The organism is Pseudomonas putida S13.1.2, assembly GCF_000498395.2.
GTDB classification, from domain to species: domain Bacteria; phylum Pseudomonadota; class Gammaproteobacteria; order Pseudomonadales; family Pseudomonadaceae; genus Aquipseudomonas; species Aquipseudomonas putida_Q.
Window position 1 is genome coordinate 3,874,447 of record NZ_CP010979.1, and the last position, 26,994, is coordinate 3,901,440.

Sequence of the window (26,994 nt, forward strand, 5' to 3'; positions counted from 1 at the left end):
CCTGTAGGAGCGGCCTTGTGTCGCGATGGGCTGCATAGCAGCCCCGGCAATTCGTGCCGGTACTCAGATTTTGGGGCCGCTGCGCGCCCCATCGCGACACAAGGCCGCTCCTACAGGCAAGCGAGGGCGCTGACATTGCACAGAAAGCGCTACCAGACAAGCTAACCGTTGTCGAGATATGGTTGAACCGGTCCTTTGCGTATACTGCAACCTATGTTCGCCCACACTGCTTTGCGCCAGCGTTGCGCCAAATGGCTTTTCGCAACCGGACTCTTTCTGCTGCTCGGTGCCTGCGTTGAAAAACCCAGCACCCTCGAGCGCGTGAAGGAGGATGGCGTGCTGCGCGTGATCACCCGCAACAGCCCGGCCACCTACTTCCAGGATCGCAACGGCGAAACCGGTTTCGAGTACGAGCTGGTCAAGCATTTCGCCGACGATCTCGGTGTGAAGCTGGAGATCGAGACTGCCGACAACCTCGATGAGCTGTTCGATGACCTCGGCAAGCCCTCCGGCCCGGTGCTGGCAGCCGCCGGCCTGGTCAGCAGCGAGCGGCGCGCGGCCCAGGCCAAATTCTCGCACCCGTACCTGGAAGTCACCCCACAGGTCATCTACCGCAACGGCCGCCCCCGCCCGACCAACGCCAAGGGCCTGGTCGGCAAGAAAATCATGGTGCTCAAAGGCAGCAGCCATGCCGACCTGCTGGCCGAGCTGAAAAAGCAGAACCCTGGCCTGGACTATGAAGAGTCGGATGCCGTGGAGGTGGTCGACCTGTTGCGCATGGTCGACGAAGGCCAGATCGACCTGACCCTGGTCGACTCCAACGAGCTGGCGATGAACCAGGTGTACTTCCCCAACGTACGCGTGGCCTTCGACGTGGGCGACACCCGCGACCAGCGCTGGGCAGTGGCAGCGGGCGAAGACAACAGCCTGCTTAACGAAATCAACGAATTTCTCGACAAGGCGCAGAAGAACGGCACCCTGCAACGCCTGAAAGACCGTTATTACGGCCATGTCGACGTATTGGGTTATGTGGGTGCCTACACCTTCGCCCAGCACCTGCAACAGCGCCTGCCCAAGTACGAAAAGCACTTCAAGAGCTACGCCAAGGTCGAGCAGGTGGACTGGCGTCTGCTGGCTGCCATCGGCTACCAGGAATCGATGTGGCAGCCGGAGGTCACCTCCAAGACCGGCGTGCGCGGCCTGATGATGCTAACCCAGCGCACCGCCCAGGCCATGGGTGTGTCCAACCGGCTGGACCCGAAACAGAGCATCCAGGGTGGTGCCAAGTACTTCATGAAGATCAAGGCAGAGCTGGACGACAGTATCCAGGAGCCGGACCGCACCTGGTTCGCCCTGGCTGCCTATAACGTCGGCAGTGGCCACCTGGAAGACGCCCGAACCCTGGCCAAGCGCGAGAAGCTCAACCCTAACAAGTGGCTGGACGTGAAGAAGATGCTGCCGCGCCTGTCGCAGAAGCAGTGGTATCGGCAGACCAAATACGGTTATGCCCGTGGCGGCGAGCCGGTGCACTTCGTGGCCAACATCCGTCGTTACTACGACATCCTCACCTGGGTGACCCAGCCACAGCTCGAAGGCCAGGTGGCCGAGGGCAACCTGCATGTGCCCGGGGTCAACAAGACCAAGCCGGCGGAACAGTCGCCGCCGATGTAGGCCTGCACCGGCCTCTTCGCGGGCGCGCCCGCTCCCACAGGTACAGCACAGCCCCAAGGGAGTAGATATTCCTGTGGGAGCGGGCATGCCCGCGAAGAGGCCGGTTCAGGTCAAGCCTTGGCCCGGCGGGCCTTGAAGAAGTCGCTGAGGATCTGCCCGCACTCCTGCGCCAACACCCCGCCCTCCACCATCACCCTGTGGTTGAGGAACCCCTGGCCGAAGAACTGCCCCTGGCTCTGCACAATGCCTGCCTTGGGCTCGAGCGCACCAAATACCACGCGCATCACCCGCGAATGCACGATCAGCCCCGCACACATGCTGCACGGCTCCAGGGTCACATACAGGGTGCTGCCGGGCAGCCGGTAGTTGCTGGCCGACCTGGCTGCAGCCCTGATCGCCACCATCTCGGCATGCGCACTAGGGTCGCTGTCGATGATCGGCCGGTTGAACCCCTGGCCGATCACCTGCCCATGCTGCACCAGCACCGCCCCCACCGGCACTTCGCCCAGGGCCGCGCCCTCGGCCGCCAGCGCCAGCGCCAGGTGCATGAATTCCTGATCACGGCTGCGATCGATGATCTGCGGACGCATCAGACCACCGCGATCGCGGCCATCAGGCCGGTTTCCATGTGGTCGATGACGTGGCAATGGAACATCCAGGTACCCGGGTTATCCGCCACCAGCGCTACCTGGGCGCGCTCGTTCTTGCCCAGCAGGTAGGTGTCGGTGAACCACGGTTCCTTGATGTCGTGACGGTTGGAGGCGATCACCTTGAAGCTCATGCCGTGCAGGTGGATGGGGTGCTGGTACTGGGTCATGTTCTTGAGCTCGAAGATGTAGCTCTTGCCCTTTTTTAACGTGGCGATGGGGCGGTCGGCGCAGGTCTTGTCGGTGATATCCCAGGCCTGTCCGTTGATCTGCCACATGCTCGAGGGTTTGTCCGGGTTGGGGGTGACAGAGACGCTGGCCGCCCACTCGAAATTGAAGTTGAGCTTTTCGGCATTCTCCAGGTCCGGCTCGGCGATCGGGTTGGGCGGCAGCGCTGGCGGCCAGTCACCCGCCGCGTCGTTACTGGGCACTGAACGCAATGTACCCAGGCGCACGAAACCGTCGCGCAGGGAGATCTCCTCACCCGCTTGGGGAATACGTATGGCCAGACAGATGCGCATGCCCGGGCCAAGCCAGTACTCGTCTTCCAAGGGGCGCGGGGTCACCGGGTTGCCGTCCAGGGCATAGATTTTCGCCTCGCAGTTGCCCTTGAGGTTCAGGCGATAGGTCCAGGTGTTGTCCAGGTTCAGCAGGCGCACCCGCACCACCTGGCCGGCCGGCAGCTCGGTAACCGAGCCGGCCTGGCCATTGATGGTGATCAAGCGCCCGGCGGTGCCGTTGCGCGCCGCCTCGCGAGGGATGCTGAAAGGCAGCCAGGCCCCCTGCTCGTCCACATGCCAGTTCTTCAGGCTCAACGTGCGCTCGTGCTGGAACCCTGTAGGCTCGCGCTCTTCGACGATCAACGGGCCGACCAGGCCGCGCCCCAGCTCTTCGGAACTGCTGACATGCGGGTGGTACCAGTAGCTGCCGGCGTCCGGCACGCGGAACTTGTAGTCGAAGTACTCGCCCGGTTTTACCGGCAGTTGCGACACATAGGGCACGCCGTCCATTTCCAGCGGCAGGCGAATGCCATGCCAGTGGATGGTGGTTTCCACCGGCAGGTGGTTGATAAAGCGAACCCGCAGCCAGGTACCCTGGCGCACACGCAACTCGGTGCCTGGGGCCGATGGGCCGAACGCCCAGGCCTCGGTCTTGAAGCCCGGCACCAGCTCGACGTCCAAGGGCGCGGCGATCAGCTCGTAGTCATGCCCGGCGTTGTCGTCTTCGACCTTGCCCAGCCAGTAACGCGCCGCGCCACCGGCGCCCAGGCCAACCACAACCAGGCCGGTGAGGCCCTTGAGCATTTGTCGACGGGTGAAGGACATCGGTGCGGGTACCTCGTGTTCTGCGCAATCAAGCTGCCAGCAGTGGCTGGCAATGAAGGGCGAATACGATACACCTGCAAATGGGAAAGATTAAGTGAAGTGTTGTTTTGCCTGGGCTGGCCTCTTCGCGGGTGAACCCGCTCCCACAGGGACCGCACAGTCATTGAGGCTTGTGCAGCACTTTGTGGGAGCGGGTTTACCCGGGAATGGGCCGGGACAGGCGACAGATACAACAAGGGCGCCTTGCGGCGCCCTTGGCTCAACTTATTCCCACTCGATGGTGGCCGGCGGCTTGCTCGACACGTCGTAGGTAACGCGCGAGATGCCTTCGATTTCGTTGATGATACGGCCGCTGACGGTTTCCAGCAGCTCGTATGGCAGGTGTGCCCAACGCGCGGTCATGAAGTCCACGGTCTCGACGGCACGCAGGGCAACAACCCAAGCGTAGCGACGGCCGTCGCCAACAACACCCACCGACTTGACCGGCTGGAACACCACGAACGCCTGGCTGGTCTTGTGGTACCAGTCGGCCTTGCGCAGTTCTTCGATGAAGATGTGGTCGGCGCGACGCAGGATGTCGGCGTATTCCTTCTTCACTTCACCCAGGATGCGCACGCCCAGGCCCGGGCCCGGGAACGGGTGGCGGTAGACCATGTCGTACGGCAGGCCCAGTTCCAGGCCGATCTTGCGCACTTCGTCCTTGAACAGTTCACGCAGCGGCTCGACCAGCTTGAGGTTCATTTCCTCCGGCAGGCCACCCACGTTGTGGTGCGACTTGATCACGTGGGCCTTGCCGCTCTTGGCGCCAGCCGACTCGATCACGTCCGGGTAGATGGTGCCTTGGGCAAGGAACTGGATGTTATCCAGCTTGCTGGCTTCGGCATCGAAGATGTCGATGAAGGTGCGGCCGATGATCTTGCGCTTCTTCTCCGGGTCGGCTTCGCCTTCCAGGTTGTCGAGGAACTGCTTTTCAGCGTCGGCGCGGATCACCTTGACGCCCATGTTCTCTTTGAACATGGCCATCACCTGGTCGCCTTCGTGCAGGCGCAGCAGGCCGTTGTCGACGAATACGCACGTCAGCTGGTCGCCGATGGCGCGGTGCAGCAGTGCGGCAACCACCGAGCTGTCAACGCCGCCAGACAGGCCCAGCAGGACGTTGGCCGAACCGACTTGCGCACGCACCTGGGCGATGGCGTCTTCAACGATGTTGGAGGCGGTCCACAGGGCCTCACAGCCGCAGATGTCCTGCACGAAGCGGGACAGGATGCGACCACCCTGCTTGGTGTGGGTCACTTCCGGGTGGAACTGCACGCCATAGTAGCCGCGCGTATCGTCGAACATGCCGGCGATCGGGCAGCTCGGGGTGCTGGCCAGTACATGGAAGTTGCCCGGCATCTGGGTGACCTTGTCACCGTGGCTCATCCACACATCCAGGCCCAGCACGCCGTCGGCGTCAACGTGGTCTTCGATGCCGTCGAGCAGGCGGCTCTTGCCGACCACGTCTACGCGGGCATAACCGAACTCACGCAGCTCGGAGCCTTCGACCTTGCCGCCCATCTGTTCGGCCATGGTCTGCATGCCGTAGCAGATGCCCAGCACCGGTACGTTCAGGTCGAACACGGCCTGCGGGGCGCGCGGGCTGTTGGCTTCGTGGACCGACTCGGGGCCGCCAGCGAGGATGATGCCGCGCGGGTTGAATTCGCGGATCGCTTCATCGTCCATGTCGAACGGGTGCAGTTCGCAGTACACGCCGATTTCGCGCACGCGGCGGGCAATCAGCTGGGTGTACTGGGAACCGAAATCGAGGATCAGGATGCGGTGAGCGTGAATGTCGAGGGCCATGACTCAATCTCGTCAGTGGAAATCGGAAACGACGCGGGGCTGTCGTGACAGCCCCGCATGCTTGTATTGCTGGAAGCCTCAGCCTACGCGGTAGTTAGGGGCTTCTTTGGTGATCTGCACGTCATGCACGTGGGACTCGGCCATGCCGGCACCGGTGATGCGTACAAATTCCGGCTTGGTGCGCATCTCTTCGATGGTTGCGCTGCCGGTGTAGCCCATGGACGAACGCAGGCCGCCCATCAGCTGGTGGATGATCGCGGCCAGGGCGCCCTTGTAAGGCACACGGCCTTCGATACCCTCAGGAACAAGCTTCTCGGCGCCAGCCGAGGAGTCCTGGAAGTAACGGTCGGACGAGCCTTGCGCCTGTGCCATGGCACCCAGCGAGCCCATGCCGCGGTAGGCCTTGTAGGAACGGCCCTGGAACAGTTCGACTTCACCCGGGGCCTCTTCGGTACCGGCGAACATCGAACCCATCATCACGCAGGACGCACCGGCAACGATGGCCTTGGACAGGTCACCGGAGAAGCGGATACCGCCGTCGGCGATCAGTGGCACGCCAGTGCCTTCCAGTGCGGCGGCGACGTTGGCGATGGCGCTGATTTGCGGCACGCCGACACCGGCAACGATACGGGTGGTGCAGATGGAGCCCGGGCCGATACCGACCTTGACGGCGTCAGCACCAGCTTCGGCCAAAGCCTTGGCTGCGGCGCCGGTGGCGATGTTGCCGCCGATCACCTGCACTTGCGGGTAGGTTTCCTTTACCCAGCGAACGCGGTCGATCACGCCTTTGGAGTGACCGTGGGCAGTGTCGACAACCACCACGTCAACGCCAGCGGCAACCAGGGCGGCAACGCGCTCGCCGGTGTCCTTGCCGGTGCCGACCGCAGCGCCAACGCGCAGGCGACCTTGGTCGTCCTTGCTGGCCAGCGGGTAGGCCTTGGCTTTTTCGATGTCCTTGACGGTCATCATGCCCTTGAGGTTGAACTTGTCGTCGACGATCAGGACTTTTTCCAGGCGGTGCTTGTGCAGCAGCTCGCGGACTTCGTTCTTGTCGGCGCCTTCGCGGACGGTGACCAGACGCTCTTTGGGGGTCATCACGTCGCGGACCTTGGCGTCCAGGCGGGTTTCGAAGCGTACGTCACGGGAGGTGACGATACCGACCAGGTCGCCGTTCGCCAGCACCGGAACACCAGAGATGTTGTTCAGGCGGGTCAGGTCGAACAGGTCACGCACGGTGGCGTCGGCTTCGATGGTGATCGGGTCCTTGACCACGCCAGCCTCGAACTTCTTGACCTTGCGCACTTCGCCGGCCTGCTGTTCGATGGTCATGTTCTTGTGGATGATGCCGATGCCGCCTTCCTGGGCCATGGCAATGGCCAGACGTGCTTCGGTCACGGTATCCATGGCGGCGGAAACCAGCGGAATGTTCAGCTCGATGCCACGGGTCAAACGGGTCTTGAGACTGACTTCATTGGGCAGTACCTCGGAGTAGCCAGGTACAAGGAGGATATCGTCGAAGGTCAGGGCTTCTTGGCTGATACGCAGCATCGCGGGGGCTCCCGGGCGGGAAAAATGGAAGCGCGCCATTATACTCATGCAGGGCGCGCCGCTCAATGCAAAATAAGGGCCTTCGGTCAGCCTTGTGGCACTTTTACCTGCACCACGGCCACCGGCTGATCGAGCCAGTCGGCAAAGCTGTCGAGAAAGGCCTGGGTAAACCCGGCCTCGCCCCAGTTGTTGAAGATGAACCCCAGGTTGGAAAAGGCACATGGCTGCAGGTAAATGAAGCCATTGATGTCATCTTCAAAGCCGCACAGCGGGCAGGTGAAGTTGTCGGTCGCCGCCGGCGTCCACTCTTCCAGGCTTTCGAACAGCGGCTCGCCCACCTCGCGCCGGCACTCCGGGCAACCGGCTTCTTCGAGAAAACCTTCGGTGGGGGTATAGATGCAGCGCTTGAGCACCACCTCCATGCCGTTGACCTGCTGGTCGAAGGGCAGTTTTTCCGGGTGGAGGGCCACCTTGCGCGCCCCTGCGGCCAGGGCATGGCCCATGCGGTTGCCGGTGCGGCCACAGGTAGTCAGCTGTTCTTCGACGACCTTTTCGCGCACCAGCCAGCGCAGGATGGCGCGAGCGCGGGCTTCATGCGCCGGGACGGTGGACAGCTTGGGAACGATGATGCTCTGGGTGTTCATGAACGGGACAAGCCTGAAAAACGCCGGTAATGGCGCAATTCTACCGCTCAGGCGCTCAGGTAGCGACCGATCAACGCCAGGCCGCTGGCCAGCACCAGCCAGGTGACCAGGCGAACAAAGGCTTCACGCGACAGCCGGTTGGTCAGCCGGCGCCCTACCCAGAGGCCGACGAACATGACTGGCAGCAAGCAGGCGGCGAGCAGCAGCAGGCTTTGGTCGGCATACACACCGGCGATCAGGAACAGCGTCAGGCGTACGACCGTGCTGCAACTGATCAGTGCGCTCTGGGTGGCGCGTACCTGTTCCTTCACTTCCAGCCGTGCGCTCAGGTAAAGGGCGTAAAGAAACCCGCCGCTGCCGAACAAAGCCCCGAACAACCCGCCTGCCGTACCCATCGGCACGGCCCACAAGCCCGACAGGCTGGCCGGCCGCACTTTCACTGCCAGCCCGTACAACGCATAGGCGGTCACGAACACCCCCATCAACAGCAGCAAAAGGTCGGACTTCAGTTGCAGCAGGAACACCACGCCCAACGTGCAGCCCAGGGCCATGAACGGCAACAGCCGCAGCAACTCGCTGCGCACCACATCCCGGCGCGACGGCAGCAGGTTGCCGAATGCGGCAACGAAGTCCAGCAGCACCAGTAGCGGGATGATGCGCGACAACGGCATGAAATGTATCAGTACCGGCCCGGCCACCAGCGCGGTACCGAAACCGGCAATGCCGAAAACGATGTAGGCAACACCGACACCCAGCAGGATGGGCAGCCAGTCGAGGCCGGAAAACGACAGTTGGGCGAGCATGGCAACAATTCCTGGGAAGACAGGCCAAGGTTAGCCAGCGATGAGCCATGCCGACTAATATGCCTTTATCGCTAAAGCCATCTCGAAAAGGCATGACATGACGTCGATCCGCCAGTTGCGTTACTTCGTGGCAATCGCCGAGTGCGGCAGTTTCAGCGCTGCCGCCGAACGGCTGTACATCGCTCAGTCGGCGCTTAGCCGGCAGATCAGGGAGCTGGAGCAACAACTGGGGACGCCGCTGTTCGAGCGCACCGCGCGCCTGCCACGCCTGACACTGGCCGGCCAGGCCTTTCTTGAACGGTCGCGGCGCTTGCTGGCCGACCTGGCACAGGCCGAGCGGGTAACCCGCGACATTGGCGAGGGGCTGCAAGGCAGTCTGCGCCTGAACCATTCCAGTACCGTGCCACTGACCGGCACGCTGCTGGCTCGCCTGGGCAACTACCTGAAAGACAACCCGGGGGTTTCGCTGGAAATTGCGCAACAGTCTTCGGAGGCACAGCTGGAAGATATTGCTGCCGGGCGGCTGGATATCGGCCTGCTGCGCTTGCCGGTGCTGCGCCAGCATGAAGGTGTGGTGCTGCATGACCTGTTCAGCGAGCCCTTGTTGCTGGCGGTTGCTGCCGGGCACCCTTTAGCCAGCACGCCGCGGGTGAAACTGGAGCAGTTGAGGGAAGAACGCTTTATTTCCATCCCCCACCGGGACCGTGGCGGGCTGAGTTACCTGTCGGCTTCGCTGTGCATGGAAGCAGGCTTTTTCCCGCAAGCAGCGCAGGTGCTGTCGCGCAAGACCACGCAGTTGCAGCTGATTCAGGCGGGGTTCGGGGTAGCGCTGTTGCCGCAGTGCATGCGCGAGATTGCGCCGGTATCTGTCAGCTTCGTGGCGCTGGAGGGTGATTGCCAGAGCACAGTGGCACTGGCCTGTCGTCGCGATGCGGGGCAGATGGTGCGGCAGTTCGTGGCGACGATGCAGGGCTGAAGGCACCGGCTGCGGTCTTGTGGGAGCGGCCTTGCGTCGCGAAAGGGCTGCGAAGCGGCCCCAGGTTTTCAGCTTCGCAGCATGAAGTGCCGGGGCCGCGTTGCGGCCCTTTCGCGACGCAAGGCCGCTCCCACAAGGATTGGGTCAAGGCTGGCAGTAGGGGCAAGACAGACAACCGGGGGCGATGTCCTTTATGATGCCCGCCATGATCAAAGACCCCTTCGAACGACTCGGCCTGGACCGTGAGGTCCTTACCGTCAGCCAACTCAATGGCCGCGCGCGCGTGCTGCTGGAAGACGTGTTCCGCAGCGTCTGGGTGGAAGGCGAAATTTCCAACCTCGCCCGTCCGGCGTCCGGCCACATGTACTTCACCCTCAAGGACAGCGGCGCCCAGGTGCGCTGTGCGCTGTTCCGGCAGAACGCCACGCGGGTGCGCCAGGCCCTGCGCGACGGCCTGGCTGTGCGGGTACGCGGCAAGGTTTCGCTGTTTGAAGGGCGTGGCGATTACCAGCTGATTCTCGACACCGTCGAGCCGGCCGGCGACGGCGCACTGCGCCTGGCCTTCGAGGCGCTGAAGGAAAAGCTCAGTGCCGAGGGGCTGTTCAGCACCGAACGCAAAAAACCGCTACCGGCCCACCCTCAGCGTATCGGCATCATCAGCTCGCCTACCGGCGCTGTAATCCGCGACATCATCAGCGTGTTCGGCCGCCGCGCCCCACAGGTGGAACTGAACCTGATTCCCACGGCGGTACAGGGCCGCGAAGCCATCGCGCAGATCGTGCGCGCCATTCGCCTGGCCGACAGCCTTGGTTTCGATGCGCTGATCCTGGCCCGTGGTGGTGGTTCGCTGGAAGACCTGTGGTGCTTCAACGAAGAAGCTGTGGCCCGTGCCGTGGCCGCCTGCGTTACCCCTATCGTCAGCGCCGTGGGCCATGAAACCGATGTGTCGATCAGCGACTTCGTCGCCGACGTACGCGCCCCCACGCCGTCTGCCGCCGCCGAGTTGCTGGCCCCCGACAACAGTGGCTTGCAGCAACGCCTGGACGGCCTGCAACGGCGCCTGCTGCTGCGCATGCAGAACCGCCTGGCCCATGACCGGCTGCGCCTGGAGTCACTGACCCGGCGCCTGCGCCACCCGGGCGAACGCCTGCGCCAGCAGGCCCAGCGCCTGGACGACCTGGACATGCGCCTGCGCCGCGCCTTCATGCTCAGCCTCAACCAGCGCCGCGAGCGCCTGGCACGCATGGACACCCGCCTGGCCGCGCAGCACCCGGGGCGCAACCTGAAGTTGCTGAGCCAGCGCCTCGACAGCCTGGCCGAGCGCCTGCCACGGGCCATGCGCGAGGTGTTGAAAGACCGTCGCCAACGCTTCCAGGCCCAGCTGCAAACCCTGCAAGTGGTCAGCCCCCTGGCTACCCTCGCCCGCGGCTACAGCATCTTGCTGGACGACCAGGGCCAGGCCATTCGCAGCGCCGAACAGACCTGCAATGGCCAGCGCCTGACCGCGCGCCTGAACGAAGGCGAACTGCAGGTGCGGGTCGAAGACAACCACCTGACCCCGGTCACCCTCTCATTACTGGACTGACACATGCCCCGCCTGCTCGCGCCCCTGCTCGCCCTCTCCCTCGTGCTGCTCGCCGGCGGCGCCCAGGCCAGCTATATCACCCGCACACTGAACAAGCCGGTGCCTGGTGGCGTGGCGGTGGTTGACCTGGGCCCCGCCGCCAGCGCGCCCAGCGCCCGTTTCGACGGCAAGCCAGTGCTGGTGGTGAAGGAGCAAGACAACTGGCTGGCCATCGTCGGCATCCCGCTGACCCAGAAGCCCGGTACAGCCGTGCTGAGCCAGGACGGCCGCACCCTGCCCTTCAGCGTCGGGAGCAAGAAGTACCCTGAACAGCGCATCACCCTGAAGAACACTCGCCAGGTGAACCCGAACCCGGCCGACCTCAAGCGCATCGACCGCGAACTGGCCGAGCAGATCAAGGCCTACCGTAGCTTCAGCCCTACCCTGCCGAGCAACCTGATCCTCGACAAGCCGGTCAACGGCCCGTTGTCGAGCAAATTCGGCGTGCGCCGCTTCTTCAACGGTGAGGAGCGCAACCCGCATGCCGGGCTGGACTTCGCGGTGCCGGCGGGCACACCGATCAAGACACCGGCCAATGGCAAGGTGATTCTGGTGGGGGACTACTTCTTCAACGGCCGCACGGTGTTCGTCGACCATGGGCAGGGCTTTATCAGCATGTTCTGCCACATGTCGAAGATCGATGTGCAGGTGGGGCAATCACTGCGCCGTGGCGAGGTGGTCGGGCGCGTGGGCTCGACCGGGCGGGCAACCGGGCCGCACATGCACTGGAACGTCAGCCTGAACGATGCGCGAGTGGACCCGGCCATTTTCATTGGTGCGTTTCAACCCTGAGAATGCGGCGCCTGCTTCGCGGGCATGCCCGCTCCCACAGGTACGACGCAGCTTTCAAATGCGGCGCGATCCCTGTGGGAGCGGGTTTACCCGCGAAGAGGCCAGCACAGGCAGCACCCATACCACTGGGTTGCGCCATCGAAATATACCGCGCAAAAATAAAGAAACACTCAGCCAATTACAGCCATAAAATCTCGCCAATCACCGTTTTTTAAGCATTCCTCTCAAATTTTCCTGAACACTTGCCATCCCTCACCTCTCTGGTTAGGGTTGAAGGCATGAAAACCTTCAGCACCCTCATCCTGCTCCGACAACATCGCAGCCTCTGCCTGGTCAGCGCCCGACTACCAGGCTGAATCGCGTCGCCTCGCCTCTTCATCTCGTTATTGCTCGGCAGGCCCGATCTCGGCCGCACACAAAAGGATTGCTTCCATGTCCATGCTCAAAGACCCTTCGAAGAAATACCGCGCCTTCCCGACCATCGACCTGCCTGACCGTACCTGGCCGTCGAAAGCCATCACCGCCGCGCCGATCTGGTGCAGCTCCGACCTGCGTGATGGCAACCAGTCGCTGATCGAGCCGATGGATTCGGAGAAGAAACTGCGCTTCTGGAAGACCCTGGTGCAGGTAGGCGTGAAGGAAATCGAAGCATCGTTCCCGTCTGCCTCGCAGACCGATTTCGACTTCGTGCGTACCCTGATCGAAGACGGCCACATCCCTGACGACACCACCATCCAGGTGCTCACCCAGGCCCGTGAAGACCTGATCGCCCGCACCTTCGAGTCGCTGCGCGGTGCAAAAAAGGCCATCGTCCACCTGTACAACGCCACCAGCCCGTCGTTCCGACGCATTGTCTTCAACCAGGACAAGCAGGGCGTGAAGGACATCGCGGTAAACGCGGCCAAGCTGTTCGTCAAGTACGCTGCCCAGCAGCCGGAAACCCAGTGGACCTTCCAGTACTCGCCAGAAACCTTCAGCGCCACTGAAATGGAGTTCGCCAAGGAAGTCTGCGACGCAGTCATCGAAGTGTGGAACCCGACGCCTGAGCACAAGATCATCCTCAACCTGCCGGCCACCGTGGAAGTGTCCACGCCAAACATCTACGCCGACCAGATCGAGTGGTTCTGCCGCAACGTCAGCCGCCGCGACAGCGTGATCATCAGCCTGCATTGCCACAACGACCGTGGCACTGGCATCGCCGCCACCGAGCTGGGCCTGATGGCCGGTGCCGACCGCGCCGAAGGCTGCCTGTTCGGCAACGGCGAGCGGACCGGTAACGTCGACCTGGTGACCCTGGCACTGAACCTCTACACCCAAGGCATCGACCCGTTGCTGGACTTCTCCGACATCGACGGCGTGCGCAAGGTGGTCGAAGAGTGCAACCAGCTGCCGGTGCACCCACGCCACCCGTACGTGGGCGACCTGGTCCACACCGCGTTCTCTGGCTCGCACCAGGACGCCATCCGCAAGGGCTTCGCCAAGCAACAGGAAGGCGAACGGTGGGAAGTGCCGTACCTGCCGATCGACCCGGCCGACATCGGCCGCAGCTACGAGGCGGTGATCCGCGTCAACAGCCAGTCGGGTAAAGGCGGCATCACCTACCTGCTCGAGCAGGAATACGGCATCAGCCTGCCACGCCGCATGCAGATTGAGTTCAGCCAGGTGGTGCAGGGTGAAACCGACCGCCTGGGCCTGGAAATGACCGCCCAGCAGATCTACAGCCTGCTGCACAAGGAATACCTCCAGGCCAACGCACCGTACGCCCTGGTCAGCCACCGCCTGCAGGAAGAAAACGGCCACAGCGCCGTGGAAGTGGAAGTTGCCGGTGAAGGCGAAACCACCCTGCACTGGCGCGGCAAGGGCAATGGCGCCCTGGAAGCCCTGGTAGCCGGCCTGCCGATCTCGGTGGAAATCATGGACTACAACGAGCACGCCATTGGCGCAGGTACCAATGCCAAGGCCGCGGCTTACATTGAACTGCGTGTGGCCGGTGGCCGCCCGGTGCATGGCGTGGGCATCGATGAAAACATCACCACGGCCAGCTTCAAGGCACTGTTCAGTGCATTGAACCGCTCGCTGAGCCAGCAGGATGCCAAGGCAGCCTGAGCCGACCTGCAATAAAAATCCCGCATCTTGTGCGGGATTTTTTTTGGCCGATGCCGCCCTTTCAGGCAAACAATACTCAGTAGCGCGAGCCAGGCTTATGGTAGGCATTCGGATAGAACAGCCAGTGGCCGCTATTGTCCGAAGCCTTGTAATTTTCCATCAGCACAGCCTTCTGGATTTCATGCCAACCCAGCGGCGAGATCGAGGAATCGGTTGCGACCGGCACGACGGTATCGGTTGCTATGGAGGTGAGGAAGCACAAGTCTTCCCGCCCGCTTCCATCCGTGGCCACCTGGGAATACTGGAACATGCTTTCAAGATGGCCTGCCGATGTCGCCTTGTGCGCAAACACCATGTGCACTTGATAGAAGTTATAAACGCCCGGCCCCTGTATCTCATAGGACTCCGTACGCTTGTTGGACCCATGAACGCCTTCGGTATAGCTGTTAGAGAGCTTTACCCCTCCAGCGCCTAACAGCACGAATCCACTGCCTACAGAAAGCTCAGCCTCTGTCGTATGGCTAACTGACGAGCTGAATCCCTCCGTGATTTCAACGGCGTGAGTGTATTTGGTCGCGCTGGGTATACGCACCGTCTGCACATGTTCAAGGTAGGCAAACACCGGTACGCTGAAGGTCCCCCAGTTCTGATTCCAGATATACATGTCCCCATATATGGTCCTGCCTCGCACCCAGCAACCGGGATTAAGCACCTGCCCGGGTTCGCCCAGCAAATAGTTGTCAATTTCGTAACTACCGCGCTTCTCCGGCATATAGCCAATCTGCTGGACCATTTTTGTATCGATCATACTCACACACTCCTGCCATTGACGTTTGGTTGAGACCGTCAACTTAAGGAACAACAGTGCTTGCAGCGAAGCCTGAAGCGGTTCCTTGTCAGCGCCCGCTTCAGGCAAAAAAAAGGGACGCCGACCAAGCGCCCCATAAGCCGTAAAGCACACAACAAATTCAGTGGGTGTCCAGCAGCGCGATCGCCTCGGCACTGCACGCTTCGATCCGCGCCCAATCGCCGTTCTTGATCCAGCTACCGTCGAGCATCCAGGTGCCACCCACGCACATCACGTTGGGTAAGGCCATGTAGTTACGCACGTTGGCCGGGTTCACACCGCCGGTTGGGCAAAAGCGAATATCGCCGAACGGGCCACCAAAGGCCTTGATCGCAGCTACGCCGCCGCTTATTTCCGCCGGGAACAACTTGAACCGGCGGTAGCCCAAGGCGTAGCCCATCATGATTTCGGATGGCGTGCTGATGCCTGGCAGCAGCGGGATTTCACTGTCCACGCCCGCTTCGAGAATGTCCTGGGTAATGCCCGGGGTGACGACGAACTGTGCACCGGCAGCCTCGACGGCGGCGAACATGCTGCGATCAAGCACGGTACCGGCCCCTACACACAACTCTGGGCGCTGCTCACGCAGCACCTGAATGGCTTTGAGCCCATGCTGCGAACGCAGGGTCACTTCCAGGGTACGGATGCCGCCGGCGGCCAGTGCATCGGCCAGCGGCAGGATGTCTTCCTCACGGGCGATGGTGATGACCGGCAGGATGCGCGCCTTTTCGCAGATGGCGTCGATCCTGGCGGCTTTGGCGGCCATCGAGAGCTTTGGCTGTGGGCGTTCGAGGGTGGTCATGACAGTGGATCCTTGGCTCATGGGCACCAGTAGATGTCCAGGGGGTCGTGAAGAAAAGCGCGAATCGGCATTTCAGTAAGGTCGTTGCCCGCCAGCGCGGCGCGCAGGGTAGCGAGTTTGCCCGGCCCTTGCACGGACAGCGCTGTGAAGGCGGCGCTGACCAGCAGCGAACGGGTCATCGACAGGCGTTGGTGCGGCACGCTCGGCGCCAGCAATGGCAGGCAGCGACGCGGGTTGGCCAGGTCCAGGCCTGCTTCCAGGTTGGGGCTGGCGGGGAACAGCGAGGCGGTATGGCCATCGTCACCCATGCCCAGCACCAGTACATCGATTGGCGGCAGCGCGAGCAGAGCCTGGTCGGCCTTGCCAGCAGCGGCATCGAGGTTTTCTGCCTGCTGGTACAGGCCGACAAAGCGGGCCTCGGCCGCCGCGCCCTTCAGCAGGTGGCGGGCCAACAGGCCTGCGTTGCTGTCAGCGTGCTCTACCGGCACCCAGCGCTCATCGGCCAGGCTGACGGTGACCTTGGCCCAGTCCAGGTGTTCACTGGCCAGCTTCTCAAGGAACGGCACCGGGCTACGGCCACCAGACAGCACCACGCAGGCCTGGCCCTTGGCAGCAATCGCTGCACGAAGGCGCTCGGCCACATCATGGGCCAGCGTTGCAGCCAGCACCTTGGCGTCCGCCAGGTCGTGAACCTTCACAGCTGCCGGCAATTTCAGTTCAGATATCCCCATACCACGCCCTCCCATCGCGTGTGATCAATGCAATCGAGCTCATCGGCCCCCAGGAGCCCGCCGCGTAAGGCTTGGGCGCATCACCTGCATTACGCCAGCCGGCGATCAACTGGTCGCACCACTTCCAGGCATATTCGATTTCGTCCTTGCGCACGAACAGGTTCTGGTTGCCACGCATCACTTCGAGCAACAGGCGCTCGTAGGCATCCGGAATCCGCGTGCTGCGCCAGGTGTCAGAAAAATTGAGCTGCAACGGGCCGCTGCGCAGCTGCATGCCCTTGTCCAGGCCCTGCTCTTTGGTCATCACCCGTAAAGAAATGCCTTCGTCCGGTTGCAGGCGAATGATCAGCTTGTTACCGATTTGCAAACGCTGTTCCGGGGCGAAGATGTAGTGCGGCGTTTCCTTGAAGTGGATGACGATCTGCGACAGCTTCTGCGGCATGCGCTTGCCGGTACGCAGGTAGAACGGCACGCCCGACCAGCGCCAGTTGCGGATATCGGCACGCAGGGCGACGAAGGTTTCGGTGTCGCTGCGGGCGTTGGCATTGTCCTCTTCCAGGTAACCCGGCACCGGCTTGCCCTCGCTGTAGCCGGCAATGTACTGACCGCGCACCACTTGGGTGCTCAGCCCCTCGCCCGTGATTGGTGCCAGGGCTTTGAGCACCTTCACCTTCTCGTCACGAATGGCATCGGCGGACAGCTCGCTGGGCGGGTCCATGGCGATCAGGCACAGCAACTGCAACAGATGGTTCTGGATCATGTCGCGCAGCTGGCCGGCCTTGTCGAAGTAGCCCCAGCGGCCTTCGATACCGACCTTTTCGGCGACGGTGATCTCCACGTGGGAGATGGAATTCTGGTTCCACTGGGTTTCGAACAGGCTATTGGCGAACCGCAGGGCAATCAGGTTCTGCACCGTCTCCTTGCCCAGATAGTGGTCGATACGGTAAACCCGGTTTTCAGGGAAGAACCGCGCCACGGCATCGTTGACCCGACGCGAAGACTCCAGGTCGTGACCGATAGGCTTCTCCAGCACCACCCGGGTACGCGGGGCCAGCCCGGCCTTGTCGAGGTTTTCGCAGATAGCCCCGTATACCGCTGCTGCCGTAGCGAAGTAGGCGATCAGCGGCAGTTCGCCGGGCAACTGCTCGGCCAGGGCCTGGTAGCCCTCAGGTTGCAGGAAATCCAGGTGCTGGTAGCTCAACCGGGCCAGGAAGCGGCCCAGTGCTGCAGGCTCGATATCGGCCTCGGGCACATGGCGGCGCAGGTGGACTTCGATGCTGTTCAGGTGCTCCTGCGCACTGCCTGCCTCGCGGGCCAGCGCCAGCAGGCGCGTGTCGGGGTGCAGCAGGTTGGCCCGGTCGAGCTGGTAGAGCGCAGGAAACAGCTTGCGCAATGCCAGGTCGCCAAGGGCGCCAAAAAGGGCAAATGTGCAAGGTTCGACACTGATCGCAGCCATGATGTAGGTTCTTTCCTAAAGTTGGTCTAGGAATACCGCTTTCACATACGGTTTTCAAGGGATAATGTAGTAAAAACCACAACATTACACACAAGTATTACAGACAAGTGGTGCGCCACCCGCACCGACAGTACGATAGACGACCGTGCAAAAAGCCTGCTGCTTCGTCAGCCGGCTGTCTTCCCGACCCAAGGACACACCCATGGACCGCGTGCGAAACCTCCTGGAACAGATCCAGGGACGCCTCGACGAGCTGAACAAGGCCGAACGCAAAGTCGCCGAAGTCATCCTGCTCAACCCGCAACAAGCCACCCGTTTCAGCATTGCTGCACTGGCCCAGGCGGCCAAGGTCAGCGAACCGACCGTCAACCGCTTCTGCCGCTCGTTCGGCGTCAGCGGCTACCCCGAACTCAAGCTGCAGCTGGCGCAGAGCCTGGCCAGCGGCGCCGCCTACGTCAGCCGCGCGGTAGAGGCCGACGATGACCCGGCAGCCTATACCCAAAAGATCTTCGCCAGTGCCATCGCCTCCCTCGACGGCGCCTGCCAGCTACTGGACCCGCAGCAGGTCAGCCGTGCCGTGGACATGATGATCCAGGCCCGGCAGATCCACTTCTTCGGCCTGGGCGCCTCGGCCCCGGTGGCCCTGGATGCGCAGCACAAGTTCTTCCGCTTCAACCTGGCGGTATCGGCCCACGCCGATGTGCTGATGCAGCGCATGCTGGCCTCGGTGGCCCACACCGGCGACCTGTTCGTGATCATTTCCTACACCGGGCGCACACGCGAACTGGTCGAAGTGGCCCGCCTGGCCCGTGAAAACGGCGCCTCGGTGCTGGGCCTGACCGCTGCCGGCTCGCCGCTGGCCAACGCCTGCAGCCTGAGCCTGCACATTCCGTTGCCGGAAGACACCGACATCTACATGCCGATGACCTCGCGAATCATCCAGCTGACCGTGCTCGATGTGCTGGCCACCGGCATGACCCTGCGCCGTGGCGTCGACTTCCAGCCGCACCTGCGCAAGATCAAGGAAAGCCTGAACGCCAGCCGCTACCCGATCGAGGACGACGAACTCAACTGAGCCGGTGCGCCTGCAGCCGCAGGTGGGCACGCTGCCCCGGCGCCAGGCTCAAGCCCTCGCCACTGCCGCTGGCGGCCTCGACGCAGACAAAGCGCTGGCTTTCACGGCCAGTTACGCCCATCAACGGTCGGTTGCCCGGGTGCCAGACCACGGTGTCGTCGCTGTCACCCGTGTCAATGCACAGCTCGCGCTGCCAGGCCGGGTCCTGCAACTGCACCCGCGGCGTGCCCGGGTAGACCTTCTGGCAGCCACCCTTGAGCTTGAGCGCGCCATCCTCACGGCAGGCCTGGCGGTTGAGGCGGTCGTAACCTTCGATATCCTCCAACCCAGACAGCGCTATCTCGGACACGTCACTGATCCGCCAATAGGCCAGCAGTGCATGGCTCAGCTGGCAAGGTTCGCTGTCCTGGTGCTCGGTGCTCAGGCTCAGCTCCATACGGCTGCCCAGCCTTGCGTGCAGGTCGACCTGCCAGTCGCACAGGTCCAGGCGCCACTTCAGGGTCACCCCCTCCTCGTCTTCGCGGCTGTCCACCAGCTTCCAGTCCAGCAGGCGCGCCCAGCCGTGGGCCGGCCACAGGTCCTCGCTGGGGTGGCGGCCATACCACGGCCAGCACACCGGCACGCCGCCACGGATCGCCCCCACCTGCGGCCACTGCTCGGCGCACCACAGCCACGGCCGCTCACCTGCCGGTTGAAAGTGCAGCAACTGCGCGCCCTGGCGGCTGAAGACCGCCTGGCAACGGGGGTGATCGATGATCAGCACATCGCGCTGCTGGTAACGCTCCCACTCGAATGTCGGCCTTGGCCGCTGCGAGGCAAAGAAGCGATGGAGCGGATGTTCGGGCATGGTTCAGAGCTCTTGTTGTTTGAGATAGCGCTGTCTCGGCCTATCCCCGACAACCACTGCAGGCCAGTGGGTGCCGGGAACCGAAAAGGGATTGGCGTAAATTTACAACAAATGGCCTCAGAATGACGACTGAATCTTCAAGCCTGCGACCAGCGCGTTGTCCACTTCATCCACCCCGCCCGGGCTCTTGATGTACTGCAGGTTAGGCCGCACGGTCAGCCAGTTGGTGACGTGGAAGCCGTAGTAGAGCTCGGCGTTGTACTCGGTGCGTTGCAGCGGCACGAAGCCTGGGTTGTCGTAATCGTTGATACCACTCTGGGCGTTGAGCAGTTCGGCGCGTTTCTTCACGTCGTCATTCACATGAATACGCGCCACACCGAAGCCGATGTCATCCTTGGGCCGGGCGTCGAAGGCGCCTTTGTAGACCAGCCCCACCTGCTGGTAGTTGTCGACCACGTTGGTGGCCTTGTCGTGCACGGTGAAGTTGGCGAACAGGCTGAGGCCGCGGTTGACGTCGCCACCATGAGCCGTGACCTGCTGCTGCGCCACTACCCACCAGCCATGCTTGCTGGAATGCGACTTGAAGGCCCCGCCAGTCAGCGCCTGCGGGTTGCCATTGACGTCGTCGAACACATCGTCGGCCTTGGCCGTGCTGTAGTAGTAGCCCAGGCGGTACTCGCCCGGCAGATCGTTGACCTTGGGCGACCACACCGCCTCCACCGGCAGGATCGCCCCCTTGGTGCCGCTGCCGCTGAGCTTGAAGCCGTTGCCGGTTTCCAGGTTGGAGGGGTTCTGCTCGAAGGCGCCGACCTGTACGAAGAATTCCGGGGTGATGTTGTATTTCACCCGCAGCGCCCACTGGCTGACCGGCCAGTTGTACCAGATGCCGCCCACCCAGTTGCCCACCTGAGAGCCGCAGAAGGCCAGGTTCTGGAAGTCGCAAGGGAAGCTGTTGAAGTCCTCGCCCTCGCCGAAGCGGCCGAATTTGACGTCCAGGGCACCGTCGAAATACTTCTGCTTGAACCACATCTGGGTCAGACGCCAGGTCTGTCCTCGGCCCCACACTTCCTGCACCGAGCTGAACTGCCCGGCGCGCGGGTCGCTGATACGGTCGTTGGACAGGTTGCGGCCGCTGCGCTCGGTGATCGCCAGCTTGAACTCGGCATCGTGCCAACCAAAGATCTTCTGCAGGTCCAGGTGTGCGCCAAGGGCGAACTGGTCGCTGTAGCGTGCAGTCTTGTCGTCGTTGTAGCCACCGTGCAGGTTGCCGGCTACCTCGCCGACGTAGTCGAGGGTGAAGTCGTAGCCCTTCTCCAGCAACTCGGTACGGGTGCCGCCCCAATCGCCGGTCATCCACTTCGATTCGCTGGAAAAAGCCTCGGCAGCCTGCGCGCCGCTGCTGCCGACAACGGCGAGCAAAGCCAGCGAGCCCAATGTCCTGATACGTTTGCGCTGTTCCATCCCTATGCGTCCTCTTTTTTCTTATTGATGGTGTAGACGAGTCAACGGCCTTTGAAGTGAGCCACGTTGTCCTTTACCGCAGCACCCGTGCTGGCCAGGTGTAGGCGCTCGCCCGTGCTGGCATCGAACAGCAGCACCCGGGCCGGGTCCAATTGCAGGTCAAGGGTGTCACCGACCCGGCACGCCACATCGGGCGCCAGGCGGCAGCACACCTTGGTCTGGTTGAGCGTGACGAACACCAGCAGGTCCGGCCCGGTGGGTTCGGTTACCTGCACCTCGGCGCGGATGCCCGGCAGGCCGTTGCCCTCGCCGGCGCCCAGGGCGATCTGCTCGGGGCGGATGCCAAGGATGAGATCGCGGCCTTCAAGCTCGCCATCGGCTACCCCCAAAGGCAGCTCGCAGCGCGCCTGGCCACTGTCCAGCACGGCCAGCAGGCGCCCGTCCTGTTGCGTGAGGCGTACCGGGATGAAGTTCATCGGCGGCGAACCGATGAAGCTGGCAACAAACTGGTTGGCCGGGTCGTTGTAGATCTGCTGCGGGGTGCCGAACTGCTGGATGATGCCGTCCTTCATCACCGCCACCTTGTCACCCAGGGTCATGGCCTCGATCTGGTCATGGGTGACGTACACGGTGGTGGTCTTCAGGCGCTGATGCATCAGTTTCATTTCGGTGCGCATCTCGACCCGCAGCTTGGCATCGAGGTTGGACAGCGGCTCGTCGAACAGGTAGATCTTCGGCCGCCGCGCCAGCGCCCGACCCATGGCTACCCGTTGCTGCTGGCCACCGGACAGCTGTGCCGGCTTGCGCGCCAGCAGGTGCTCGATTTGCAGCAGCTTGGCCACCCGCGCCACTTCTTCGTCGATCGCGGCCTGGGGCAGCTTGCGGATCTTCAGGCCAAACTCGATGTTCTCGCGCACGCTCATGGTCGGGTACAGCGCGTAGGACTGGAACACCATGGCGATGTCACGGTCCTTGGGGCTCATACCGCTGACGTCCTGCTCGTCGATGAGGATCGCACCGCCGGTGATCTGCTCCAGGCCGGCGATGCAGTTCATCAAGGTCGATTTGCCACAGCCAGAGGGGCCGACCAGGATCAGGAACTCGCCATCTTTGATCGACAGCTGGATGTCCTTGAGGGTGTCCGGCAGGCCGCTGCCGTAGGTCTTGTTCACATTGCGAAGTTCGAGCGTTGCCATGACTTACCCCTTGACCGCGCCGGCCGTCAGCCCGCGCACGAAATATTTGCCTGCCACCACGTAGACCAGCAGGGTTGGCAGGCCGGCGATCATCGCTGCCGCCATGTCGACGTTGTATTCCTTGGCCCCGGTGCTGGTATTGACCAGGTTGTTCAGGGCCACGGTGATCGGTTGCGAATCACCGCTGGAAAACACCACGCCGAACAGGAAGTCGTTCCAGATCTGGGTGAACTGCCAGATCAGGCAGACCATGATGATGGGCGTGGACATCGGAAGGATGATGCGCCGGAAGATGGTGAAGAACCCGGCACCGTCCAGGCGCGCCGCCTTGACCAGTGCATCGGGGATGCTCACGTAGAAGTTGCGGAAGAACAGCGTGGTGAAGGCCAGGCCATAGACCACGTGCACCAGCACCAGGCCGCCGGTGGTGCTGGCCAGGCCAAGCTTGCCGAGGGTGAACGAAGCCGGCAGCAGCACGGTCTGGAATGGCAGGAAGCAGCCGAACAGCAGCAGGCCGAAGAACAGCTGCGAGCCGCGAAAGCGCCACATCGACAGCACATAGCCGTTGAGCGCGCCAAGGGTGGTGGAGATCAGCACCGCTGGCACGGTGATCATGATCGAGTTCCAGAAGTAACCGCTGACCGTGCCCCAGGCCTTGACCCAGCCAATGCCGGTAATCACCGCTGGCCAGCTCAGCAGGTTGCCGGTGCTGATGTCTTCGGGGGTTTTGAAGCTGGTCAGCAGCATCACCACCAGCGGCACCAGGTACAGCAGCACAGCGCTCAGCAACACCACGTGGATGGCGATACGGCTCAGGCTGAGCGTGGGTTTGTCGACAGGGCTATGCATGGCGTTTGCTCCGCAGCTCCGAGTACAGGTACGGCACGAGGATCGCCAGGATCGCCCCGAGCATGAGGATGGCGCTGGCCGAGCCCATGCCCATCTGGCCGCGGCTGAAGGTGAACGAGTACATGAACATTGCCGGCAGGTCGGACGAGTAGCCCGGGCCACCGGCAGTCATCGCCGCCACCAGGTCGAAGCTTTTGATGGCAATGTGCGAGAGGATCATCAGTGCACTGAAGAACACCGGGCGCAGGCTGGGCAGCACCACGGTCCAGTAGATGCGCGGCAGGCTGGCGCCATCCATCTGCGCCGCACGGATGATCGACGGGTCGACCCCGCGCAGGCCGGCCAGGAACATTGCCATGATGAAGCCCGAGGCCTGCCACACGGCAGCGATCACCAGGCAATACACCACCCGGTCGGGGTCGATCAGCCAGTCCAGGCGAAAGCCCTCCCAGCCCCAGTCGCGCAACAGTTTGTCCAGGCCCATGCCGGGGTTGAGCAGCCACTTCCAGGCGGTGCCGGTAACGATCATCGACAGCGCCATGGGGTACAGGTAAATGGTGCGGATGAAGCCCTCACGGCGGATGCGCTGGTCCAGCAACACCGCCAGCAGTACGCCGATAGCCAGGCTGATGCCGATGAACAGGCCACCGAACAGCAGCAGGTTCTTGCTCGCCACCCACCAGCGGTCGTTGTCGAACAGCCGCGCGTATTGCGCAAGGCCCGCCCATTTGTAGGTGGGCAGAAAGGTCGAGGTGGTGAAGGACAGCACGAAGGTCCAGAGGATGTAGCCGTAGAAGCCCACCAGGACGATGAACATGCTGGGTGCCAGCACCAGCTTGGGCAGCCAGCGCTGAAGCGCGTCCAGGGGTGAGGCCCGCAGTTGGGCGGTAGACGTGGTCATGGTTCACCTCAAAGGTACCGCACTCCCCTGTAGGAGCGGCCTTGCGTCGCGATGGGCTGCGCAGCAGCCCCAACGGACCCAAGGTCAACACCTACCTGGAAGATCGAGTGCGCAGGTTCTGGGGCTGCTGCGCAGCCCATCGCGACGCAAGGCCGCTCCTACAACGGGGATCGCGTCAGCTCTACTGGGCAGCCTTGATCGCCGCTGCCAGCTTTTTCGCTGCATCGGCCGGGTCGGCCTTGGGGTCGTTGATGTAGTTGGTCACCACATCGAAGAACGCGCCCTGCACGGCCAGGGTGGTGGCCATGTTGTGCGCCATGCTCGGCTGCAGGCCGCCATTTTTGGCGTCGGCCAGGAAGTCCTTGGCGGAGGTCTGCGCGCAGGCATCGAAGCCATACTGGCCCATGTTGGCGAGCATGTCGTTGCGTACCGGAATCGAGCCTTTGTTGCTGCTGAAGACCTTCTGGAAGTCCTCACCCAGCACCTTGCGGGCAATGTCCTGCTGGCCGGCAGACGTGCCCGCGTTGTTCTGCTTGAACACCACCAGCGAGTCGATGTTGTAGAGGAAGGCCTTGTCGGTGCCGGGGAACGGCACGCACTGGTAATCCGTGCCGGCGGTTTTCTTCGCCAGGGTCCATTCGCTCTTGGCCCAGTCGCCCATGATCTGCATGCCGGCCTTGCCGTTGATGACCTTGGCCGCTTCCAGGTTCCAGTCCTGGCCTTTGCCATCCGGGTCCATGTAGGTGGCCACCTTCTTCAGTTCGGTCAGCGCCTTGACCATGTCAGGGCCGGTCAGGGCGGCGTTGTCGAGGTCGACCATGGCCTTCTTGTAGCCGTCTGCTCCCATTACCGACAGCACCACACTTTCGAATACCGTGCTGTCCTGCCACGGCTGACCGCCATGGGCGAGCGGGATGAAGCCGGCGGCCTTGAGCTTGTCGGCAGCAGCGTAGAATTCGTCGAGGGTGGCGGGCGCCTTGTCGATGCCAGCTTTCTTGAAGACTTCGGGGTTGATCCACAGCCAGTTGATGCGGTGGATGTTCACCGGCACGGCCACATAGTCACCGTCGTACTTAACGGTGTCGGCGACCTTCTTGTCGAGCAATGCGTCCCACTTTTCTTCCTTGGCCACCTCCTTGAGCACATCGCCGTCGAGCAGGCCGGTGGCCGCCCAGTCCTGGATGTCTGGCCCTTTGATCTGCGCGACACCCGGCGGGTTGCCAGCTACAGCGCGGCTCTTGAGCACGGTCATGGCCGTGGCACCGCCACCGCCAGCGACGGCGCCATCCTTCCAGGTGAAGCCGTCTTTCTCGACCTGGGCCTTGAGCACATCGACGGCCGCCTTTTCACCACCGGAGGTCCACCAGTGCACCACCTCGACACTGCCTTTGGGTTCGGCAGCCAGGGCACTGAGCGGGATCAATGAAGCCAAGGAGATTGCGGCAGCGAGACGGAGCGTGGGAATCATCGAAGCACCTTTCTTGTTGTTATGCCGTGCAAGTCGGTCGCTTGCGTTGCATGGAGTCTAAACAGCGTGCCCGCCTCGCCGGGTAACGAAGCGATGCGTGAATGTCATCGTCTGGTTACATTGCCGGCCAGGTTGCTGGCCAGGCTGGGGGCCAGCGGCAAACCTGGCAGCAGCAGCGCCTGGTAGGCGTGATAGAGGTCGGGCTTGCCCGGCCAGAGGGTCCCGGCCGGCTGGTTGTGGGCATCGAGTTCGTGGTGCCAGCTGCCACCGACATTGTCGATAAAGTGGCTGGCGATGAAATCCCAGCAGGTGCGGTACCACTGCTCGTACTGCGCCTCGCCGGTGCGCTGCAACAGGGCCGCTGCGCCAGCACAGGCCTCGGCGTGCACCCAGTGCAGGCGCGCATGCACCACGGGCTGCCCGGCCCAGTCCAGGGTGTAGACGAAACCGGGCGCGCCATCGACCTTCCAGGCCTGCTGGCAGGCTGCGTCGAACAGTGCCCGGGCACTCTCCGCCAGCCACTGCGGGGCCTGCAGGCCGGCCCGTTCGAGGCTGGCTTCCAGGTGCAGCAGCAGCCGCGCCCATTCCAGGGCATGCCCAGGCGTGGTGCCATAAGGCCGGAAGTGGTCGGCCGGATGCTCAAGGTTGTAGTGCGGCAGTGGCTGCCAGCGCGCGTCGAAATGCTCGATGACCCGGCAGCCGTTGGCAGCAGCATGGGTACGGATGATGCGCTCGGCAATACGCAAGGCGCGCTTGAGCCACAGGCTGTTGCCGGTGACGTCTGCCAAGGCCAGAAAGGCCTCGGTCGCGTGCATGTTGCTGTTGGCGCCCCGGTACGGCTCGGGCAGTTGCCAGGCGCGGGAGAAGGTTTCCCGCAGGGCGCCTTCTTCTTCGCTCCAGAAATGCGCTTCGATCACATGGATTGCGTCGGCCAACAGCGCGGGGGCGTCGACAGCGCCCGCCACCACTGCCGAGCTGGCGGCCAGTGCGACGAAGGCATGCAGGTAAGCCGCCTTGCCACTGTCGTCGTGGCCGCCGGGGTGGGCGAACCAACCGCCGTAGGCGGCATCCTGCATGGCACCGCGCAAAGCAGCCACGCCGTGTGCCGCGTAGTCCAGGCAGCCGGGTATGCCCTGCAGGTGAGCCAGGGCGAAGCAGTGGGTCATGCGAGCAGTGTTCATGGTTTCGGCACGGGCGCCGGGGGCTAACTGCCCCTTGGCATCCAGGTTGCCGAAGCCGTCGGGCAGTTTCGCGGCCTTGGCGAAGGCCAGCAGGCGCTGTGCTTCGGCCACGCGCCAGGCGGTGTGGGCCGGGGCGTTGAGCCAGCTGGTGGAGGGCAGATTGGGGGTGTTCATGGGCCAGCTTGATCCTTGCCAGTCGTGT

General features: G+C 63.0%; 23 protein-coding genes. 6 read left to right on the forward strand and 17 right to left on the reverse strand.

Annotated features, from left to right (window positions below):
- Positions 1–213 precede the first annotated feature (213 nt).
- The gene (gene mltF, locus N805_RS17150) at positions 214–1,671 is read left to right on the forward strand and encodes a membrane-bound lytic murein transglycosylase MltF (RefSeq protein ID WP_019470322.1); all 1,458 of its coding nucleotides are present in this window, start codon (positions 214–216) and stop codon (positions 1,669–1,671) included.
- A 110-nt stretch (positions 1,672–1,781) separates the two neighbouring features.
- Here mltF and tadA read toward each other — a convergent pair whose 3' ends face one another.
- The 6 genes from tadA to N805_RS17180 all read right to left on the reverse strand — a co-directional run bounded on the left by tadA (position 1,782) and on the right by N805_RS17180 (position 8,480).
- Positions 1,782–2,261: a tRNA adenosine(34) deaminase TadA gene (tadA, locus tag N805_RS17155; protein WP_019470321.1), complete on the reverse strand. Its 480-nt coding sequence runs from the start codon at positions 2,259–2,261 to the stop codon at positions 1,782–1,784.
- Positions 2,261–3,643, reverse strand: coding sequence for a multicopper oxidase family protein (locus tag N805_RS17160; protein ID WP_019470320.1), 1,383 nt, complete (start codon positions 3,641–3,643; stop codon positions 2,261–2,263). Before N805_RS17160 ends, tadA begins: the two co-directional genes overlap by 1 nt.
- 264 nt (positions 3,644–3,907) lie before the next feature.
- Entirely contained in the window at positions 3,908–5,485 is a 1,578-nt protein-coding gene (guaA, locus tag N805_RS17165; RefSeq protein WP_016501266.1) for a glutamine-hydrolyzing GMP synthase, read from the reverse strand.
- Positions 5,486–5,563: 78 nt separating this feature from the next.
- Complete coding sequence (guaB, locus tag N805_RS17170) at positions 5,564–7,033, reverse strand: IMP dehydrogenase (RefSeq protein ID WP_012270723.1); 1,470 nt, start codon at positions 7,031–7,033, stop codon at positions 5,564–5,566.
- Between the two features lie 86 nt (positions 7,034–7,119).
- Entirely contained in the window at positions 7,120–7,677 is a 558-nt protein-coding gene (locus N805_RS17175; RefSeq protein WP_019470319.1) for a hypothetical protein, read from the reverse strand.
- A 47-nt stretch (positions 7,678–7,724) separates the two neighbouring features.
- Positions 7,725–8,480 carry a sulfite exporter TauE/SafE family protein gene (locus N805_RS17180; protein WP_019470318.1) on the reverse strand — a complete coding sequence of 252 codons (756 nt, stop codon included), beginning with the start codon at positions 8,478–8,480 and terminating at the stop codon, positions 7,725–7,727.
- A gap of 97 nt (positions 8,481–8,577) precedes the next feature.
- On the opposite strand from N805_RS17180, the gene N805_RS17185 reads away from it, so the two are divergent.
- The 4 genes from N805_RS17185 to leuA all read left to right on the forward strand — a co-directional run bounded on the left by N805_RS17185 (position 8,578) and on the right by leuA (position 13,978).
- Positions 8,578–9,456: a LysR substrate-binding domain-containing protein gene (locus N805_RS17185; RefSeq protein ID WP_019470317.1), complete on the forward strand. Its 879-nt coding sequence runs from the start codon at positions 8,578–8,580 to the stop codon at positions 9,454–9,456.
- Positions 9,457–9,661: 205 nt separating this feature from the next.
- Positions 9,662–11,041, forward strand: a complete 1,380-nt coding sequence (gene xseA / locus N805_RS17190) for an exodeoxyribonuclease VII large subunit (RefSeq protein ID WP_026034458.1) — start codon at positions 9,662–9,664, stop codon at positions 11,039–11,041.
- Positions 11,042–11,044: 3 nt separating this feature from the next.
- Positions 11,045–11,872: a M23 family metallopeptidase gene (locus tag N805_RS17195; protein WP_019471486.1), complete on the forward strand. Its 828-nt coding sequence runs from the start codon at positions 11,045–11,047 to the stop codon at positions 11,870–11,872.
- 432 nt (positions 11,873–12,304) lie between these two features.
- Entirely contained in the window at positions 12,305–13,978 is a 1,674-nt protein-coding gene (leuA, locus tag N805_RS17200) for a 2-isopropylmalate synthase (RefSeq protein WP_019471487.1), read from the forward strand.
- Between the two features lie 76 nt (positions 13,979–14,054).
- Here leuA and N805_RS17205 read toward each other — a convergent pair whose 3' ends face one another.
- The 4 genes from N805_RS17205 to zwf form a co-directional block, all read right to left on the reverse strand.
- On the reverse strand, positions 14,055–14,786 hold the full coding sequence (locus N805_RS17205; protein ID WP_019471488.1) for a monalysin family beta-barrel pore-forming toxin: 732 nt from the start codon (positions 14,784–14,786) through the stop codon (positions 14,055–14,057).
- Between the two features lie 160 nt (positions 14,787–14,946).
- Complete coding sequence (locus tag N805_RS17210) at positions 14,947–15,627, reverse strand: bifunctional 4-hydroxy-2-oxoglutarate aldolase/2-dehydro-3-deoxy-phosphogluconate aldolase (RefSeq protein WP_019471489.1); 681 nt, start codon at positions 15,625–15,627, stop codon at positions 14,947–14,949.
- 17 nt (positions 15,628–15,644) lie between these two features.
- A complete protein-coding gene (gene pgl, locus N805_RS17215; RefSeq protein WP_019471490.1) occupies positions 15,645–16,358 on the reverse strand; it encodes a 6-phosphogluconolactonase in 714 nt (237 codons plus the stop codon).
- Positions 16,345–17,814: a glucose-6-phosphate dehydrogenase gene (gene zwf / locus N805_RS17220; RefSeq protein ID WP_019471491.1), complete on the reverse strand. Its 1,470-nt coding sequence runs from the start codon at positions 17,812–17,814 to the stop codon at positions 16,345–16,347. Before zwf ends, pgl begins: the two co-directional genes overlap by 14 nt.
- A 211-nt stretch (positions 17,815–18,025) precedes the next feature.
- On the opposite strand from zwf, the gene hexR reads away from it, so the two are divergent.
- On the forward strand, positions 18,026–18,889 hold the full coding sequence (gene hexR / locus N805_RS17225; RefSeq protein WP_172455959.1) for a DNA-binding transcriptional regulator HexR: 864 nt from the start codon (positions 18,026–18,028) through the stop codon (positions 18,887–18,889).
- On the opposite strand, the gene N805_RS17230 is transcribed toward hexR, so the two are convergent.
- The 7 genes from N805_RS17230 to N805_RS17260 form a co-directional block, all read right to left on the reverse strand.
- Positions 18,882–19,736, reverse strand: a complete 855-nt coding sequence (locus N805_RS17230) for a D-hexose-6-phosphate mutarotase (protein WP_019471492.1) — start codon at positions 19,734–19,736, stop codon at positions 18,882–18,884. The genes hexR and N805_RS17230 overlap by 8 nt on opposite strands.
- Before the next feature lie 117 nt (positions 19,737–19,853).
- Positions 19,854–21,197 carry a carbohydrate porin gene (locus tag N805_RS17235; protein WP_019471493.1) on the reverse strand — a complete coding sequence of 448 codons (1,344 nt, stop codon included), beginning with the start codon at positions 21,195–21,197 and terminating at the stop codon, positions 19,854–19,856.
- Positions 21,198–21,238: 41 nt separating this feature from the next.
- Positions 21,239–22,393 carry an ABC transporter ATP-binding protein gene (locus N805_RS17240; RefSeq protein ID WP_019471494.1) on the reverse strand — a complete coding sequence of 385 codons (1,155 nt, stop codon included), beginning with the start codon at positions 22,391–22,393 and terminating at the stop codon, positions 21,239–21,241.
- Between the two features lie 3 nt (positions 22,394–22,396).
- On the reverse strand, positions 22,397–23,242 hold the full coding sequence (locus N805_RS17245; protein ID WP_019471495.1) for a carbohydrate ABC transporter permease: 846 nt from the start codon (positions 23,240–23,242) through the stop codon (positions 22,397–22,399).
- Complete coding sequence (locus N805_RS17250; protein ID WP_019471496.1) at positions 23,235–24,143, reverse strand: carbohydrate ABC transporter permease; 909 nt, start codon at positions 24,141–24,143, stop codon at positions 23,235–23,237. Before N805_RS17250 ends, N805_RS17245 begins: the two co-directional genes overlap by 8 nt.
- A 181-nt stretch (positions 24,144–24,324) precedes the next feature.
- A complete protein-coding gene (locus tag N805_RS17255) occupies positions 24,325–25,611 on the reverse strand; it encodes an ABC transporter substrate-binding protein (protein WP_019471497.1) in 1,287 nt (428 codons plus the stop codon).
- Between the two features lie 104 nt (positions 25,612–25,715).
- A complete protein-coding gene (locus N805_RS17260) occupies positions 25,716–26,966 on the reverse strand; it encodes an AGE family epimerase/isomerase (RefSeq protein WP_019471498.1) in 1,251 nt (416 codons plus the stop codon).
- Positions 26,967–26,994 lie beyond the last annotated feature (28 nt).